Source organism: Bacteroidota bacterium (assembly GCA_016706255.1).
GTDB lineage: Bacteria > Bacteroidota > Bacteroidia > Chitinophagales > BACL12 > UBA7236.
On record JADJJZ010000003.1, the window covers coordinates 196,727 to 214,328 of the forward strand.

At 36.7% G+C, this 17,602-nt stretch carries 16 protein-coding genes and 2 pseudogenes; 11 read left to right on the plus strand and 7 right to left on the minus strand.

Going from position 1 to position 17,602, the window contains the following annotated elements; translation table 11 throughout:
• Positions 1–88: 88 nt before the first annotated feature.
• From IPI65_02460 to IPI65_02495, 8 genes are all read left to right on the plus strand, one after another.
• Positions 89–2,401 carry a gliding motility-associated C-terminal domain-containing protein gene (locus IPI65_02460; GenBank protein MBK7440413.1) on the plus strand — a complete coding sequence of 771 codons (2,313 nt, stop codon included), beginning with the start codon at positions 89–91 and terminating at the stop codon, positions 2,399–2,401.
• A gap of 41 nt (positions 2,402–2,442) precedes the next feature.
• The gene (locus IPI65_02465) at positions 2,443–3,333 is read left to right on the plus strand and encodes a hypothetical protein (protein MBK7440414.1); all 891 of its coding nucleotides are present in this window, start codon (positions 2,443–2,445) and stop codon (positions 3,331–3,333) included.
• A 294-nt stretch (positions 3,334–3,627) separates the two neighbouring features.
• The gene (locus IPI65_02470; GenBank protein MBK7440415.1) at positions 3,628–4,596 is read left to right on the plus strand and encodes a PKD domain-containing protein; all 969 of its coding nucleotides are present in this window, start codon (positions 3,628–3,630) and stop codon (positions 4,594–4,596) included.
• 55 nt (positions 4,597–4,651) lie between these two features.
• The gene (locus IPI65_02475; protein ID MBK7440416.1) at positions 4,652–4,981 is read left to right on the plus strand and encodes a cytochrome c; all 330 of its coding nucleotides are present in this window, start codon (positions 4,652–4,654) and stop codon (positions 4,979–4,981) included.
• A 39-nt stretch (positions 4,982–5,020) separates the two neighbouring features.
• On the plus strand, positions 5,021–6,082 hold the full coding sequence (locus tag IPI65_02480) for an anhydro-N-acetylmuramic acid kinase (GenBank protein MBK7440417.1): 1,062 nt from the start codon (positions 5,021–5,023) through the stop codon (positions 6,080–6,082).
• Between the two features lie 41 nt (positions 6,083–6,123).
• Entirely contained in the window at positions 6,124–6,792 is a 669-nt protein-coding gene (locus IPI65_02485) for an NAD-dependent epimerase/dehydratase family protein (protein ID MBK7440418.1), read from the plus strand.
• Positions 6,770–7,528: a hypothetical protein gene (locus IPI65_02490; protein ID MBK7440419.1), complete on the plus strand. Its 759-nt coding sequence runs from the start codon at positions 6,770–6,772 to the stop codon at positions 7,526–7,528. The genes IPI65_02485 and IPI65_02490 overlap by 23 nt, the downstream gene beginning before the upstream one ends.
• A complete protein-coding gene (locus IPI65_02495; protein MBK7440420.1) occupies positions 7,503–7,823 on the plus strand; it encodes an HAD-IA family hydrolase in 321 nt (106 codons plus the stop codon). Before IPI65_02490 ends, IPI65_02495 begins: the two co-directional genes overlap by 26 nt.
• A gap of 91 nt (positions 7,824–7,914) precedes the next feature.
• Here the strand turns inward: IPI65_02495 and IPI65_02500 are convergent, their stop codons facing one another.
• The 6 genes and pseudogenes from IPI65_02500 to IPI65_02525 form a co-directional block, all read right to left on the minus strand.
• Entirely contained in the window at positions 7,915–8,280 is a 366-nt protein-coding gene (locus IPI65_02500; protein ID MBK7440421.1) for a hypothetical protein, read from the minus strand.
• 98 nt (positions 8,281–8,378) lie between these two features.
• A pseudogene (locus IPI65_02505) lies at positions 8,379–8,990 on the minus strand (phosphatidylserine decarboxylase).
• Positions 8,991–9,742: 752 nt separating this feature from the next.
• Positions 9,743–10,012: a hypothetical protein gene (locus IPI65_02510; GenBank protein ID MBK7440422.1), complete on the minus strand. Its 270-nt coding sequence runs from the start codon at positions 10,010–10,012 to the stop codon at positions 9,743–9,745.
• Positions 10,009–10,212, minus strand: a complete 204-nt coding sequence (locus tag IPI65_02515) for a hypothetical protein (GenBank protein ID MBK7440423.1) — start codon at positions 10,210–10,212, stop codon at positions 10,009–10,011. The genes IPI65_02510 and IPI65_02515 overlap by 4 nt, the downstream gene beginning before the upstream one ends.
• Before the next feature lie 28 nt (positions 10,213–10,240).
• Positions 10,241–10,450 (minus strand): CPBP family intramembrane metalloprotease, encoded by a 210-nt coding sequence (locus tag IPI65_02520; protein ID MBK7440424.1) that lies wholly within the window; start codon positions 10,448–10,450, stop codon positions 10,241–10,243.
• A gap of 85 nt (positions 10,451–10,535) precedes the next feature.
• On the minus strand, positions 10,536–10,871 hold the full coding sequence (locus IPI65_02525; protein ID MBK7440425.1) for a hypothetical protein: 336 nt from the start codon (positions 10,869–10,871) through the stop codon (positions 10,536–10,538).
• A 218-nt stretch (positions 10,872–11,089) separates the two neighbouring features.
• On the opposite strand from IPI65_02525, the pseudogene IPI65_02530 reads away from it, so the two are divergent.
• The 3 genes and pseudogenes from IPI65_02530 (at position 11,090) to IPI65_02540 (ending at position 13,722) form a co-directional block, all read left to right on the plus strand.
• Positions 11,090–11,997, plus strand: a pseudogene (locus tag IPI65_02530) (tRNA-dihydrouridine synthase).
• Between the two features lie 1,105 nt (positions 11,998–13,102).
• Positions 13,103–13,342: a hypothetical protein gene (locus tag IPI65_02535; GenBank protein ID MBK7440426.1), complete on the plus strand. Its 240-nt coding sequence runs from the start codon at positions 13,103–13,105 to the stop codon at positions 13,340–13,342.
• Between the two features lie 215 nt (positions 13,343–13,557).
• Entirely contained in the window at positions 13,558–13,722 is a 165-nt protein-coding gene (locus tag IPI65_02540; GenBank protein MBK7440427.1) for a hypothetical protein, read from the plus strand.
• 2,603 nt (positions 13,723–16,325) lie between these two features.
• On the opposite strand, the gene IPI65_02545 is transcribed toward IPI65_02540, so the two are convergent.
• On the minus strand, positions 16,326–17,381 hold the full coding sequence (locus IPI65_02545; protein ID MBK7440428.1) for a hypothetical protein: 1,056 nt from the start codon (positions 17,379–17,381) through the stop codon (positions 16,326–16,328).
• Positions 17,382–17,602: the final 221 nt, after the last annotated feature.

The following is a 17,602-nucleotide window of genomic DNA, read 5'->3' on the forward strand; positions in this document are numbered from 1 at the left end:
AAATGACATAATTATGAACCACTTTAACATTTAAGTGGAGTAACTTTAGCAGCAAATGTGGGCAAAAAAAATTGGTTTATGTTTTATCATGGCTGTTCTGTGGGGCAATGCTTTTGCCTTTCACATTATAGGTGGTGAAATTATTTACACCCGCACTACAGGCAATAATTTCGATATTGTACTTAAAATTTATCGCGACTGTGCCGACCCGGAAGCCGCGCCATACGACGATCCGCTGCAAATTTACATCTACGATACACTTGGTGTTTTGATTCAAACACTGGACATTTATTTCCCCGGTGCCGACCTCATTGACCCGGCAATTGTAAGCCCCTGCATGAATGTATATCCCGATTTATGTGTGCAGGAAGCCATTTATGAAACTACAGTGAATTTACCACCCCGGGCAGGTGGTTACGACCTGGTTTACCAGCGTTGTTGCCGAAATTCAACCATTATCAATATTGAAGAACCGGTTGCCACAGGTGCAACATATACAACCCATATTCCTGACCCGGGCGCTATTATCAATTCCAGTCCGCGGTTTAATACGTTACCTCCGGTTTCACTATGTGCCGGTTTCCCTTTTGAATTTGACCATGCTGCAACTGACCCTGACGGCGACCAGTTAGTGTATGCATTTTTTACACCTTATTCCGGAGCAACTTCCGATGTGCCTGACCCGGACCCAGCGCCGGCTCCACCATTTAATGAAGTAATTTTTACACCACCGTTTAACGAAGGATATCCCATTTCATCTGACCCGGCTTTTACCATAAATAATGTTACCGGATTTATGGAAGGAACCCCCGATATGATTGGGCAATATGTTGTTGGGGTAGAGGTAAAAGAATACCGCGGCGGTGTATTAATCGGTACCCATTACCGCGATTTTCAGTTTAACGTTACCGACTGTGAGCCTACTGCAGTGGCTAATGCACCGAATGTTATCAGAAATTGTTCAGATTATACCGTAACATTCGAAAATTATAGTTTTGGGGCAGATGATTACTATTGGGACTTTGGAGTTGATGGCATCACAACGGATACATCTACCCAAAAATTTCCCACTTATATTTTCCCGGATACAGGAACTTACGAAGTTATGCTGGTAATTCTGCCCGGTTCCGATTGTTCCGATACCGACTATATTCAGGTTTTAATTTATCCCGGTTTTGAAGCTGCAATTAGTTTTGATAACACCTGCGCTCAAACTGAAGTGGCATTTACCGACCTCTCAACTACGGTATACGGAAATCTTACCAACTGGTCATGGAATTATGGTGATGGGGGCGGAAGTTCAATTCAAAACCCATTTTATGCTTACGATGGCCCCGGCGATTATATGATCATTTTTAACGTGACTAATTCGGTAGGCTGTGAGCTGGAAGTGATTGACACCATTACCATCTACCCAAAACCTTTCCCATTTTTAACTTTCGATAATGTTTGTGAAGACCAAATCGGTACAGTTTCAAATGCTTCTGTAATTATTGGAACTAGTGAAATCACCGATGTGGAGTGGATTACACCCGATGGAGGTTATGTAAATGCCGATTCATTCGACTATTATTTTGATACTGCCGGAGCTTACCCTGTTGCGTTAATTACAACGAGTAATTATGGTTGTGTAGATACACTTTTTGATACTCTAATTGTTCCTCTACCCATAATAGCAACCGAATTAAATGATGTGACCATTTGTGAAGGCGACAGCATACAATTATTTGCCGACGGCGGAACCTATTACAATTGGCTGCCTGCTACACATATTTCATCGCCAACCGAGCAGTCACCCTATGTTTGGCCGACAACAACGACCGAATATGCAGTAATTGTTTCAGATGAATGTACCAGTGATACTGCATTTGTTATTGTAAATGTTTTACCTGCACCAAACCTGATTGCAGGCCCTGATACAATAGTTTATAGTAATCACCCGGTTCAGATGTATGCGACCGGAGGAATTAGTTATGAATGGAGTCCGGCTACAGGATTAACGGATGCTTTTATTCCTGATCCGATTTCGATGCCGGATGAAACGGTGCAATATATTATTACGGCTTCCGATGAATCGGGTTGTACGGCCGTTGATACGGCATTGGTATATATTATACCAAGTTGTTTTCATTATGTAACTGTGAATGCATTTTCTCCCAATGGCGATGGGGTAAACGATAGATTTCGCTTTGTAACTTCAGGAGATGAGGAGCTGATTACAATGCAAATTTATAATCGCTGGGGAGACATTATATTTGAAACGACAGATCTGGAAAACGGGTGGGACGGCACCGACGGGTCAGGTCGTGAACAAGAGATAGGATCATACATTTACCGGCTTATTACTATTTGTGATGGAATTCAACAGGCATTAAGCGGAAGTGTAACCCTATTACGGTAAAATTTATTTTCTTAACTTTAACACCTTAACCAAACTGCGCAATGAAAAAACTCAGGCTTTTGCTCCTCCTCATCCCGATGCTTGCATGTATTCAACAGGTTAATGCTTCGCATATAATTGGTGGTGAAATCAAATATGAATGTATAGGTGAAAACCAATATCTGGTTACCCTTATTTTATATCGCGATTGTACCAGTCTTACCCCTTTTGATAATCCGGCTTACATGACCGTGTTTACGCAAGACGGTGAATACGTTACCAATTTTACTTTAAGCGCTCCGGTATTATCGGATGTTCCTGCTGAATCGGATAACCCTTGTTTGGATGCACCCGATGATATTTGTGTTGAACAGGCCATTTATACTAAAACCATTACATTGGCTGCCTCTGAAGTAGGCTATTTATTAGTATATCAACGTTGCTGCAGAAATGCAGGTATCGTAAACCTGAATGCACCTGAAGATACGGGCGCTACCTGTACGCAGGAAATTCCGCCAAATTCAGCGGCTGAATGTAATAATTCACCTTATTTTAATGATTTACCACCAACAGTAATTTGTTTGGATGACCCAATTGTTTTTGATCATTCAGCAACTGATATTGATGGCGACTCATTAGCATATTCATTTTTCTGGCCTTATGATGGTGCCGACCCGGGTGCTCCGGCTCCAACTATTGCATCAGACCCACCATATGTTGGTGTTGTTTATGCAGCAGGTTTCGATGAATTTAATCCTATTACTGCAGCACCTGCTTTTAATGTTGATCCAATAACAGGCTTATTAACCGGAACTGCAATTGCAGAAGGAAGATATGTGGTTGGTGTTGTTTGTGAAGAATATCGCGATGGCATTTTATTAGGTAATCACATTCGTGATTTTCAGTTCAACGTTGTGGCATGTACCGGCAGTTGTTGCACAGTTATCTATTGAAGATGTTATTTTTAATGATATCGATTCCACTGCAGTGTTTTTTAGATTGCACAGATTTTTTGGTTGAATTTGATAATTTCAGCACGGCGGTGACTCTTATTTCTGGGATTTTGGTGATGGCGGCTTTCAACTGAAGTAGATCCACACATATTTATGCTGATACAGGAATGTATTATGTGACCTTGATTGTTAACCCGGCTTTACTTGTGCAGATACTGCTTTAGGTGCTGTTGGTGTTTACAATACATTAACCGCAGCTTATGATTTTCTGCAGGATGTTCAGGAACACCTGTTGTGTTTGATGACAATTCTACTTCAACTGAAGCAGGCGAAATAAATGCATGGGATTGGGATTTTGATGATGGTTCCGCATCAACGGATGAAAATCCTGAACATGAATATGCAGATGGTGGAACATATACCGTTACACTCACCGTGCAAACAGATAAAGGATGTGAATCTAGTATTGCCTATGATATTCTCGTAGAACCCGGACCTGATGTGGCTTTTGATGTGGATGATGTTTGTCAGAACGTTGAAGCTGAATTCGATAATAATACAACCATTACAACAGGATCAATAAGTAGTTATGCCTGGGAGTTTGGTGATGGTTCAACTTCGGCAGAAGATAATCCAAGTCATTTATATGGAGCACCGGGAACGTACACTGTTACTTTAATCGCTTTTTCAGCAAACGGTTGTTCGGATACTTTGATGCAGGATATTTATATCGGTGAATTACCATTTGCTGATGCAGGTGAAGATGACACTGTAGCCTATCTTGAAACCTTCCAGTTAAATGGTTCAGGTGTGGGTGATTTTTACTGGTTGGCAGGTAATCCGATTATTACACCGGCAAGTATTTCCAGCGTTACAGTAAATAATCCTACTGTGGAATTAACTGAAACAACAACATTTACATTAACCGTAACAAGCCCTGATGGTTGTTCCGAAACTGATGATGTTACTATTTATGTGACACAATATACCATTGTGGAAGTGCCTAATGCATTTTCACCGAATGGCGACGGTTATAACGATGAAATTTTTGTGTTGAATCACGAAGTAAGTGAGTTGCTGGAATACACCATTTATAATCGTTACGGTCAAATTGTATTTACAACAAGCGATATTAATGGTGGTTGGAATGGTATGGTAGGAAATGATGAAGCGGAAATCGGTACTTATATCTACCTGGTTCGCGCTTATGATATGGATGGAGTTTTAATTCAACGACAAGGAAATATTACTTTAGTAAGGTAATTTCTCATACAACTTAATACTTGAATAAGTAGCTTTGCACTGAATTTTATTCAGCATGAAAAAGCTACTTATTTTTTTTGTAATTATTTCAGCACTTTCATTTGCAAGTTGCTCACAATCTGATAAATCAAACCCTGCAACTCCTGCTGCTGTTGTAACTCCGGGCGAACAGGTTTATATTAAACATTGCAAATTATGCCACGGCAGTAAGGGCGATCTTGGTTTAAGTGGTGCTGCAAACCTGAAAATTTCAGCACTTAATGTTGGTGAAGTTACACAGGTAGTTGCAGAAGGTAGAAAAGCCATGCCGGCCTGGAAAACGCAGCTTACACCTGAAGAAATTCAACTGGTTGCAAATTATGTTGTGACCCTGCGAAAAAATTAAATCTTGATACCCGAAAAAAAGTTGAACATAATTGGATTAATGTCGGGAAGTTCACTCGATGGGTTAGATATTGCTTATTGCGAAATAATTACCGGTAGTCGTTTTCAATTTAAAATTATTGCTGCAGATACAATTGCGTTTAATGCAAATGAGCAATTAAAACTGCGCAATATTGTTCCCGATATTTTTAATGATTATAAATACGAACATCAATTTTTTGCTGAGTTATCTGCAAAAGCGGTAAATGTTTTTTTGGGAGATAATAATTTATCCAAGCCGGATATTATTGCATCACATGGACATACTGTTTATCATTTTCCTGCTCAGGGTAAAACTTGTCAGATTGGAGATGGACAATTACTTGCAGATTTAACCGGATGTAAAGTAATTAATAATTTTCGGCAGGCGGATATTGATGCAGGTGGACAGGGAGCGCCATTGGTGCCAATTTGCGATAAATTATTTTTTACGGATTATGATGCTTGTTTAAACATTGGCGGGATATCCAATATTTCTTTCGAAACAAAAAACGGACGTATTGGTTTTGATATTTGTGGTGCTAATCAATTACTCAATTATATTGCATCAACAGTAGGTCTAGAATACGATGAAAACGGAGAACTGGCGGAAGCAGGTAAAATTGATATCGATTTATTGGATGCATTAAACAACTGCAGTTATTTTGAAATGCCTTATCCGAAATCGCTGGATAATCATTTTGTTCGAAAATATTTTGTTGACCGTATTGCCGCCTGTGATATTCCTGTTAACGATAAACTTGCAACGGCAACTGCACATATCGCCCAACAAATTGCAGCAGTAATAATTAAACATAAAGCAGAAATTAAAAGTGATTATAAAATATTAGTTACCGGTGGCGGCGCATTTAATGGTTTTTTAATTAAAAGCATTGAAGAAGCTGCACAAATAAAAATAAATTTGCCGGCAACTGAAATTATTCAATTTAAAGAATCGCTGGCAATGTGTTTAATGGGGGCGTTGCGATTATTAAATCAACCAAATTTTTTACCTTCGGTAACAGGAGCAACTGTTGCTGTAAGCGGAGGTGAAATATTTTTACCGAATACGAAACGGAATTAAAAAAATAAAATAATGTCAATACATCTGATTACCTTTCAATCATGATATTAGTAACCGGAGCAAATGGATTAGTGGGCAGTTATTTATGTCGTTTTCTTGTAAATCAAGGCAATCAGGTGCGTGCTATTAAACGACCGGAAAGTAATTTGCGTTTGGTTGCTGATATTGCAAATAAAATTGAATGGGTAGATGGCGATGTGAATGATATTAGCAGCTTGGATGATGCCATGCTGGGTGTGGAACAAATTTATCATTGTGCTGCGGTGATTTCATATGTGGGAAAAAATGCCAATCATTTAATGCAGGTAAATGTAGAAGGAACGGCAAATGTGGTGAATTTGGCGCTGGATAATAATATTAAAAAACTGGTACACATCAGTTCCATAGCAGCACTGGGAAGAACCGGAAAAAAAGATGAAATAGTAACCGAAGCAACACCCTGGGACCGCAAAAATTTAACCTCCGATTATTCTATCAGTAAGTTTCTTGCAGAGCGGGAAGTGTGGCGTGCAATGGCTGAAGGATTAAATGCAGTGATTGTAAATCCATCTATAATTGTTGGTGCCGGAAACTGGGATAGTGGTTCCTGTAAATTATTTACAACTATTTACAACGGATTTAAATATTATACTAACGGTGTAACCGGTTATGTTGATGTTCGTGATGTGTTAAATTTGTTACCGGTTAATGGAAAGCGAAATTACCGGTGAACGATTTATTTTAAATGCTGAAAATGTTTCGTATCAGCAATTTTTGGGCGACATTGCAAAAAATTTAAAGGTGCAGGGGCCAACTGTTTTGGCTGGAAAAACATTATCGGGTTTAGCCTGGCGGGCAGAATGGATTAAATCACTTTTTAGCGGTAAAGAGCCATCTGTTACAAAACAAACTGCAACAATTGCAAATAAAAAAGTGTTTTTCGATAATAAAAAAATACGTGAAACTTTAAACTACGAATTTATACCGGTTGCAAAAAGTATTGCAGATGCAGCGAAAAGTTTTAATATGGAAAAACAAGATAACCAATTTCATCCCTTCAATTTTAATATGGCCGGCTTAAAACATATTATTTTCGATTTAGATAATACCCTTTGGGATTTTTCAGGAAACTCGAAACGTATTCTTGCAGAAATATTTGAAAAATTTAATTTGCGTGAAGCAGGCATACCTGACTTTGATAATTTTCATCAGCAATATAAATTCAGGAATGAATATTTATGGAACCAGTATGCATTAGGTAATGTAAGCAAAGATGAAGTGCGGTTAAATCGATTTTATGCTGCATTTAATGATTTCGGAATTAATAATTATGTTTTAGCAAATGAAGCTGCCGATCACTATATCTATCACACCCGTAGACAAACCGATTTATTACCCAATACATTGAATTTATTAAATCATCTCAAACAAAAATATCAGTTTGCATATTATTACCAATGGTTTTGATGAGGTGCAATATTTTAAATTGGAGAACACAGGTTTGAAAAACTATTTCCATACGGTAACCACTGCAGAAGCTGCCAATGCATTAAAACCGAATATTCGCATTTTTGAATATGCTTTAAATGCAATAAATGCAGAGGCTGCTCAGTGTATGTATATTGGCGACTCACCTGAAGTTGACGGACATGGTGCATTAAATGCAGGAATGCAATTTGTTTGGCTTAATACCGAAGGCCGTGAAAACAAATTTAATTTCCGTCAAATTGCCGATTTGGGTGAATTGATAACGGTGTTGTAAGCAGAAATAATTTTCTGTTCCGATATGCACTTCCTTAAATAAAAAAATCCCGCATTGCTGCAGGATTTTATTTTATAAATATTCTTTTAATTTAATTATCAGGTGTTTCATCAACTTTCATTGCTTCAGGTTTTGCGGCGCTTACACCCACAGAAACTGGATTTGCAATTTTCACGGTAGTTGCTGCTTCAGAAGTTGTAGCTGCTTCGGTTGATGTTGAATTTGATGCTTCTGTTGAAGTTGCTGCTTCAGCTTTGCTTGCACCATGACTGCAACATGCACCTGTTTTTGTTTCAGATGAACATTTTACGGTGTTGGTAGTAACATCTGCAGCTTTAATTACAGGAGTTGCCTGTTCGGTTGCTGTTGTTGTATTAGAAGTTGGAGCAGCAGTTTGAGCAAAAGATACCGAAGCACCAAAAGCGATTATAACTGCGAAAGCAAATAGTTTTTTCATAGTAACAAATTTATTTTATAGGATAAAAATAATACAATTATTTGGTTCTGGCAATACGCGCAATAACGGTTTGTCCACCTTTAACTTTTCTCCGATATTCACCCCTCAACCTTTGAATCGAGTGGTAAAAATAAGTCTACCCTTGAACCAAATTTGATAAACCCGAATTCAGAGCCCTGGGTAACTTCATCACCTTCTTCAACATAAAACTTGATGCGTCGTAAACGGTTCCCTGCAATCTGGCGCATTAAAATTTCCATGTTATCATCCTCATCCTCAATTACATACGTAGTTCTTTCGTTTTCGGTAGAAGATTTTGGGTCCCCATGCAAGCAGGTATTTTCCGGGATGGTATTTAAAGTATTTCACTTGTCCGCTGATTGGGTGCGGTTAATATGCACGTTTTCACGCTCATAAAAATCAAACCTGCAATCTGCGGTCTTTAAAATATTCGTTTTCGGTAGTTTCTTCAATTACCACAACTTTACCATCCGCAGGAGCAATAATGGCGCCTTCTTCAATAAAAAGACGGCGTTTGGGTTGCGGAAAAACATCATCACAAACAAAATACCACCCAAAGAGGCGATTAAAATGAGGGTGTTGAAACAGTCTTTCTTCCGGTAAAAAGTAGTGCGGCAAAATTTAAAGCGACTAAAAGGCCAAAAAGCGATAATAATGTTACGACCTTCTTTATGAATGAATCTTAGCATAGTATAGTTTCCCTATTGAATAGGGATGCAAAGGTAATACAATTTATACGTCATTTTTGTTCGGGGTTCCTAAACTAGTTAAGTAGTTCAAAACCCAGAGATAGGCTATTGAAAATGGCAGCGCTATCAGGATAAACCCGTCAAAACGGTCCAGAAACCCATGGCGGATAAAATGCTGCCACTGTCTTTGTGCTATGTCCGTTTCAGTAGCGATTCGGCTAATTCGCCCAAAGTGGCGCTCAGCGATTACAATTATTGCCCAACCCATCCATTGAAACAGAGGGTTAGGTCGTCATATAACACACTTAAAACGGCTGAGCAGGACAATAGTCATCAACATTCCTCCCCAAAGCCTTCCCAAGTTTTTTAGGAGATATGCGTTCAAATAGCTTCGTTTTGCCAAAGGCGACCCGCGAAATAGGCAAATGAGTCGTTAAACCAAACCATAAAAGTAGTCCTACGGCGAACCAGGTGTTTATGACATCCTCCTCTAATCCGTAATTGATATAATGGCCGAATGCAATCGGGAATATAAATAATGCCCAATATGTTTAATCCAATATTTGAAACGGATTGTCACGATTATAAAATATTTCCGCAATTATAAATCCCGCTAAAAAAGCAATATTTAAACAACAAGTTGATAAACTGAGCATCAAAAAATATTGTTTAGAATTATAAAAAATATTAAACCAACCAGAATTGCATAAACAATTTCGAAAATCGGTTTTTGTAGAAAGATTGCTAAAAGTTCATATATTCAAACGGGTTGCAGTGCCAATCAAACCAAATACAATAACAAATGCCCACGCATCTAAAAATATGCTGCCTATAATAACGCCGTACCAAGTAATCCTGTTATTATTCGTAATGCCAAATTTTTCATTCGGGTAAGTTATAAATAAAATCAAGTGCTTCTTCAGCTTGTTTAAAATGGACGATAACGATATTCCCGGATAATATTCCTTCTCCGTAAGGTGAATTAATTTATCGAACAAAACAACAATTTTTTTGTTCCTCAAGCATCTCCTTTATGTATAATGCTTTCAGATTGTCTGTCGTCGAATACACCATCATCCAGTCTTTTTCCATCTGCTAAACTTAAAGGCGTTTCAGTTCGTTGAAAAGTACCGCAGCAATAAAAATACAAAAGGAATGATATTAATGCGGCCCAGATGTTGGTTTCTTCTGTAATATTATCTTCAATCAAACCCTTATTCAACAGGTAATACGCAATAACAGTAGCAATATTATTGACAAAAATGGGCTAATATGGCACTCCATAAACTTCCGCTGTAAAAATATAAATACCTAACAACGCGCCCATGAGCAGTCTTGGAAAAATCCGAAAAACTGAAATGTATAAAGCTGAATAAAATGCGCTGATCCAAATTGCCAGGTGTGCTTTTAGCTGCTCGAAAATATAATATTTGTAATATGCCTCTGAAAAATCTCCTCACCAATTGCGGCAAGAAATCCAATAATCAAAACATTCAAAGAAATCCACCAAATACAGTTGTTCGCAAAAAAACTTCTGTTTGCACTTTAGCTTGTTCTTCGAGTGAGCACATGGTATTTTTCCATTTCATTCCATGCGGCGGGTAAATGCAAATTTTGATTCCATTCATTAATTACGCTGATAAGTGCACCTGATGCCATTAACCCAATTAAAATAATGGTGCCAATGAAACAGATTTTATTTTTTGTCGATGATAAATAACTCCAAAAATTTTCCGCATAAATAAATGTAAATCCAGCAACTAAAATAAACCTACCGACGCCGGTAGTAAACTGATAAATTTTTAATGCGCGTTCCTTGTTAAAGTCATACGCTGTCGCTGGAAGTAATTTTTCGAATCCGTAATAAAATTTAAAATCCATACCGGAAATACGGCATTAATTTCTTCAACCACAACCATGGCAAAAATGGTTTCGCCTATCAGGTATATGCCTAATAAAATTAATAATTTACCATACCATGGAATTGACTTGATGCTACCTTTCAATGGGTAATCTTTAAGGTGTAAAAATAGGTAAATACGAGCATCCGACAAGCGCTTTAACCCTGTTTAACCACTTTCGCACTAACTTTGACCCGCATGCCTCAAATAGGAGATATTAAATTGCCGGATTTTCCCATCCTGTTGGCGCCCATGGAAGACGTGAGCGACCCGCCTTTTCGCGTATTATGCAAGGAGTTAGGAGCAGATTTGATGTATACCGAGTTTATTTCTACTGAGGGTTTGATTTGAAATGCCGAGAAAGTCTGAAAAAACTCGAATTCAGAAACTGAACGGCCAATTGGCATTCAAATTTTTGGCGCAGACATAAGTAATGAAGGGAGTTGCGCCGAAATTGTTGGGCAAGCAGGCCCTGATTTGCTGGAGAACAATTTAGCTGTCCAGTAAAAAAGTTGTGTGTAAAGATGCAGGCGGTATTTTAAAGGATATACCGCGTATGGTTCGGCTTACTGCAGATTGTAAGGCCACAAAATTGCCTGGGTTATGCAAAAACTCGCCTCGGCTGGGGACATAACTCCAAAAACATCATGGAAGTGGCTGAAGGCTGCTTTAGGGATATTGGTATTAAAGCTTACCATTCCGGAAGAACCCGTGCACAAATGTACAAAGGTGAGGCAGACTGGACCTTGATTGGTGATGTAAAAATAATCAGCGCATCAAGTTCCCATTTTCGGCAATGGCGATATAGATTCGCCACAAAAGGCATTGGCAATGAAAACCGTTATGGGTAGATGGCATTATGATTGGGCGCGCAGCTATTCGGTGCACCTTGGGTGTTTCGTGAAATAAAACATTTTTTGGCCACGGGGTGAAGAATTATCACCCACCAACAATTGCCGAACGCGTTGATATTTGTCGCAGGCATTTAATTAAATCTATTGAATGGAAAGGACTGAATATTGGTGTATTTTAGAAATGCGCAGGCACTATACAAATTATTTAAAGGTATTCCCAATATTAAATCATACTCGCAAAACAACTGGTAACCAAATTCGTTAGAAGAAATTGATGAAGTGTTATTGGAAATAATCAGACTTTCAAATGACAATGTTGAGGTAGGAGTTTAAATTTTTTTGTATATTTATTTTCTCAATTATACAAACCTCCTATGAAATTAATACAGGTATTTTATTTTTCCTTCTTTTATTAAATAGGCAAAGCTTACTGCATCCATCAGAATTTGCAACGGATTGGAGCAGAAATGGTGGCATGGTTTCGTGTGGAATGGGAATGGACTTTGAACAAAATGTATCATTATCTTGGTCAAAGCAGGATACCATTTTATTTGGCCAGGAATGTAGCGTCTTAAGTAAATTTTATATCCATTTAGTGAAGAAAAAGTAGCTGATATTTTGTTTATCAAAGTGGAACACTGTTTTTATGCGATAGATTCATTAGCCGGAGAGTTGATGGATACCTCTTTCATATTTTATATAATTTTGCGGCTGTGCCCGGCGATGTTTGCCGCTCGGTATTGGCGACTATTTGGGGTATGAGGATATCATTTGCGGAGTAGAGCCTGAGCATATGTTATGGTTGATTCGGCAAATGTTGAAACAATAGCCGGACTTACGCTCAAAAAAGCTCTTTCCATTCAGAGTCATATTGGGGTTACTGGATTTTGCCCGAGAGGCTGTGAAATATTTGGTAATAAAAAATATTTATTTCCCTATTCGGATGTTATGTTAAAGATCCTTTCCTAACTATTTGAATTATTATGAAGACCCAAATATTGGTCTGATTCAATTTTCACCTTATGGTTGGCTGAGCTTAGTGAAGTAATAACAGTTTCAAATGAATTATCTCTTTATCCCATGCCTTTTTCATCTTATTTTAATTTGAAAAGCGTGCAAATTGCACAAATTTCAATTTACGGTATTGATGGGGTTTGAATTATATTCAAACAAATAATGTTTATAACTACAGTAAATATAACTCCAAAGTGAAAGGTGTTTTATTGATGAAATTAATTTATGAAAAAACAACAAATTTCGTAAGATCAATTTAGTGAAGGGTTTAAGAAGTAAACTTTATTTGTTACATGAATTATTAAATTATTTCCTCACTTAATTTTAATAAAATTAATGAATTATGAAAAATTATACCTTTTTAATTATAGCAATATTTTTTATTGATAGATGTTTTTCCCAAACAAATAATTTTGCTCCAATTGGTGCTACCTGGTATTATAGTGATATTTACGATATTGACTATGATGACACCTTGGACATAACCGGGTACAACAAAGTTGAAAGTATTGCTGATACCAATATCGGCGGAATAAATTGCAGGGAATTAAAATTTAGTTTTGTAAACTTACCGGCGGTTTAGAAGGTGAGTTAAAATATTATGTTTATGAAAACAACGAAAAGGTTTATTTTTTAATTGGAGATAAATTTAAACTCGTTTATGATTTCAGTGGTGCAGATTGGTTTCCCATGATGTGTATTACAACTTCGGTGATTCCACTTTGATTGAGGTTGATTCGGTAACTATGGAATTGTATGATGGGGTATTATTGAAAACCATTCATACCCATATCAATTTTGATTACGATTTGTTTTTATACATCAAACACGATTGTTGAAACAATAGGCCCACTAGGTTATATGTTTTTATATTATGGTGGAGATGATTCTTTTCCGCCAAACGGATTGCGTTGTTATGCCGATGACGCAATTGATGTTCAAATAAACGAATCCATGCCATGATTCTTTAACGCCAAATAACCGCTATCAATCAGATAACAAACGAATTGGGAATAAATGTATATCCCAACTGACTAACGGAATTGTATTTGTTGATTGCTCAAACATTAATTCCAATGATAATAATATACTTATCATCGATATCACCGGTAAACAAATTTATTCAACAAATTTAACGGCTCCAGAGTGTAAATAAAATTGACATCAGCTCAATTCCAAACGGATTATATATTGCAGATTTAAAAATGGTGATGGGGTTTTGGATTCGGTTAAAATTGTGAAGGAGTAAAAATTATGAATGAATGTGCAAGAATAGGTTTGCTATTGTCATTCTTTATTTATTGGGTCAGATAACTATTAAATAAAGCAACAGCAATATTGTTTCAAATTTTGCTGTTGCCAAAATAAATATTAGAACTTGTTGGTCATGAATTCAATAAGCTTTCATCACTCATTTTTACGAAGTAGACACTTCGGTTTTGCTATTCTTAAATTGAGGAGTCGTAGATAGGAAATGGATAAATTGTTCCTGGGCTTGTCCAGTACCTGTAACATGCACATGTGTAGCATTTACCAAATGTGATGCTATTTCTTTAAAAAATTTTAATTATAGATTGCTCATGGTTGTTTGAGGTTTTTCCGCTCCGAATTTGGGGGATTCGTTTCCCCTTTTATGTGAGCAATTATCATTAATGGGCTGTCTTCTGTATTTCCGCCACCTACTACTGTCGCGTTATAGCCTCCATCAGACCCAGAGTTGTTTTTGATTGTTCATCAGTAATATTTTTAAGGGGCAATAAATGCCGTAATAACCGTGCCTCGAGGGGCGATGGCGTATTAATGGAGGAATTCCCGCTTTATTATCATCAAACGCCCAAATGCATGCGCCGCTGAGAAATAATTTTGCGGATGTTGTATAGAACAAAAGGTATAGATTTATTACCAATGCTGATTGAAATAAATATTCTGATCGATAAATATTTATCGGTGCACCACAAGCAAAGAGTTTGCCAAATTGTTACGCACAGATAAAGAAGCCGTAATTAGTCAACACACAATATTTAAAAAGGATTAGTTTATTACGTGGATCTAAGAAGTTTTATTAGCATATTAAATAAACAAATCGCCTGTTTTATTTTTCCGTTTACCTATCCTCATTTCAAACCAAAATTGTAATTCTCTTTTCCGATATGGTGAGATGCTTAAACTTGGTTGTATTCCGTCATAAATAGTGTCCGGTATAATTCGAGTGCTAACCAGATATATTCTGAATGATACTGAAATGCCAATTTGGATGTCGTGTTTAAAGTTGGCTCTAAAAGTTCTCTCTTGATTGTGGGTTTTTATATTGAACTATAGCTAGATATAATACTCTAATCAACGAGTGGTTAAAGCTAGTGGATTTCTTAATTTCATCGGAATGAATGGCAGACAAATAAGTAAAAATGCACTATCCGGAAAATATTTTACAGCTTGTAATCCATAATATTGAATGTTTGATTGTTTTGACGTGAGTCGTTCAATTATAAATTCTTTATCTTGTTGTTGCTGAAATTTTGAAAGTGCAATAAGTGCATTATCATCTTTTTCGTTAATTAATATTTCACGTATTCTATTATAGTAATGTGGTTCAGGTTTTATTTTTTTTAAAACTTCAGATTTAGCATTTAGTTTGACATTTTTACCGAATATTATAATACTATCAATTTTTTTTCTTTCAATTTCTGTAAGTTTATAAGCATCTAAATTAACATGTTGTGGTGTTACAACTTCAAGAAAATAATCGCCAACACTTAAAGAACTAATTAAGCAACCCTGAAAAGTTGGAATAATTGCAGTGTCTGTTAAATGCTTAATTAAAACCGAATAAATATTTGAATCCTTTCTTGTTGCCAGCGCCTCAAAAGAATAACAACGTACTACACCATTTTTGTGATCTGTAAGTGCTATAAGTTCTTCATTAGTTGCATGCTCCTTTAAAGCAATATATCTGTCCCATTGATCGGTCCTAATTCCTACATATCCAACTCCTTACTTTCTTAGCCATTATCTTTGGCAATACCGTTTACGATTTTCTCAATTTCCGGTCTAACTGTTTGGCCAATTAGCGTTGACAAGACTGTTAGGGTATATATTAATAAGGTCGTTAATCTTTTCATTAAAACACTATTAATTTTTGAATATTTGTAAAGGTTGGGTGTTTTCCTAAATATGTTAATTCGAAGTTACAAATATTTCAGTAACTAAAAATCTCTCAGCAGAATAAAAAATCCACCTTTTGCAAATGTGTTACAGGCTGGGTTTCTACCACCCTTTTTTATAAGATTGATTTTCTAAAATCTATTTTTATCCAAATAGATAATGAGATGGCAAGCCCGATTACTGTTGCCCCGCATGAACGGGCATTCCAACACAAACGTTTATTCGAAGATACAAATTTTCATAACCATCAGTCGCCACTGATTTGCGGTGCGCGAAACCCACCCTATTGTAAATGTGCTGTTATTCTGCTGTGGGTTATTTCTATCCTATTCTTAATTTCACGTACCATTAATTACTTTTTTGTCCCAATTGATCAGTAGATTGCGAACTTCAGTCCAATACTTTTAGTTCGTCCAAGTTTCCTTGTCTTTAGCATTCACGAATTTTTCTCCATCAAAAATGCATAGTCCTTGCCAACTTCCAAACCAAATTTGCCCTTTTTTATCTTCGAGAATACTAAGTGTGACATTGGAGGTTAAACCATCATCTGTTGTGAATTGCTTGAAATTATTGCCATCATAACGGTAAACACCATAACCTTCAGCCGTAAACCAAATATTCCCTTTGCTATCTTCATAAAAATTATAAGCTTCTACACCTGCGATAATTCCATCCATCGTGAAGTTGGTATATGTTTTACCATCAAATTTGCTCACACCGCCATTAAAAGTCCCAATCCAAATATTTCCATGTTTGTCTTCTAAAATATCTGCAACATTATTATCGGTGAGTTCTTTTTTAGCTGTTAGATGAATAAATACTCCATTTTTATATTTAAAAATTCCATTCCCATCAGTAACAAACCACATATTTCCTTTGTTGTCTTCAATGATTTTAAAAACCAATTTATCAGATAGCATCGGTTTTGCATTTTCGACTTTTAAAGTTGGCAATGAAAAAGGTATAAACTGTTCACCATTAAATTGACAAACTCCTCCAATTGCCCCAACCCAAATAAGCCCGTTTTTATCTATTGTTAAACCCCAAATTTCTGCATCCACACCTGGCAGTCCTTCTTCGAAAGAGAATGTTTTAAATTTTACACCATCGTATTTTATCAGTCCTTCGGATGTTCCGAACCAAATATTACCTATTGTATCTTCAACAATCTCTAAAACCCTAAAATGTGGGCTGATACCTTCAATTGTGATTTTTTCAAGTATTCGTCCATCGTAACGGATAATGCCATTTCCATTTGTTCCAAACCAATAATTCCCTTTTTTGTCCTGATACATTGATCTTACAAACTCTCTTACCATTCCATTTAAATTGGTATGAATTTGCGGAAAGACTGTGCTTTGATTTACAGTGATTGGTTGTGTGTTTACTTCATTCTCCAATGTATCAGTAACAGATTTTTCTTTCACTTGTCCTGTGCAAGATGAGAATTGAAGTGTCAAAAGAACCAAAATTAAATTTGTTGTTTTGAATAATATCTTAATGCCAATGTTTGTCATATTGTTGCTTTTATGTGCCCTTATTCTTGTTTGATATCTTTTAGCTTGTTGGTCCCGAAGTAAACAATCTTATCGCAATACGAAATGGATGAATTATTTCATTCTCTCCTCCACTAATTGCTATTAATTGTAATTTTTCAGCAGTCTCATCGTGTAGCTAAACA

Excerpts from the sequence above, each read along its gene's own strand:
- IPI65_02535 (MBK7440426.1), top strand. The coding sequence starts at position 13,103 with ATGAAAAATTATACCTTTTTAATTATAGCAATATTTTTTATTGATAGA.
- IPI65_02460 (MBK7440413.1), top strand. The coding sequence starts at position 89 with ATGGCTGTTCTGTGGGGCAATGCTTTTGCCTTTCACATTATAGGTGGT.
- IPI65_02485 (MBK7440418.1), top strand. The coding sequence starts at position 6,124 with ATGATATTAGTAACCGGAGCAAATGGATTAGTGGGCAGTTATTTATGT.
- IPI65_02525 (MBK7440425.1), bottom strand. The coding sequence starts at position 10,871 with ATGGATTTTAAATTTTATTACGGATTCGAAAAATTACTTCCAGCGACA.
- IPI65_02480 (MBK7440417.1), top strand. The coding sequence starts at position 5,021 with ATGTCGGGAAGTTCACTCGATGGGTTAGATATTGCTTATTGCGAAATA.
- IPI65_02500 (MBK7440421.1), bottom strand. The coding sequence starts at position 8,280 with ATGAAAAAACTATTTGCTTTCGCAGTTATAATCGCTTTTGGTGCTTCG.
- IPI65_02465 (MBK7440414.1), top strand. The coding sequence starts at position 2,443 with ATGAAAAAACTCAGGCTTTTGCTCCTCCTCATCCCGATGCTTGCATGT.
- IPI65_02475 (MBK7440416.1), top strand. The coding sequence starts at position 4,652 with ATGAAAAAGCTACTTATTTTTTTTGTAATTATTTCAGCACTTTCATTT.
- IPI65_02490 (MBK7440419.1), top strand. The coding sequence starts at position 6,770 with ATGGAAAGCGAAATTACCGGTGAACGATTTATTTTAAATGCTGAAAAT.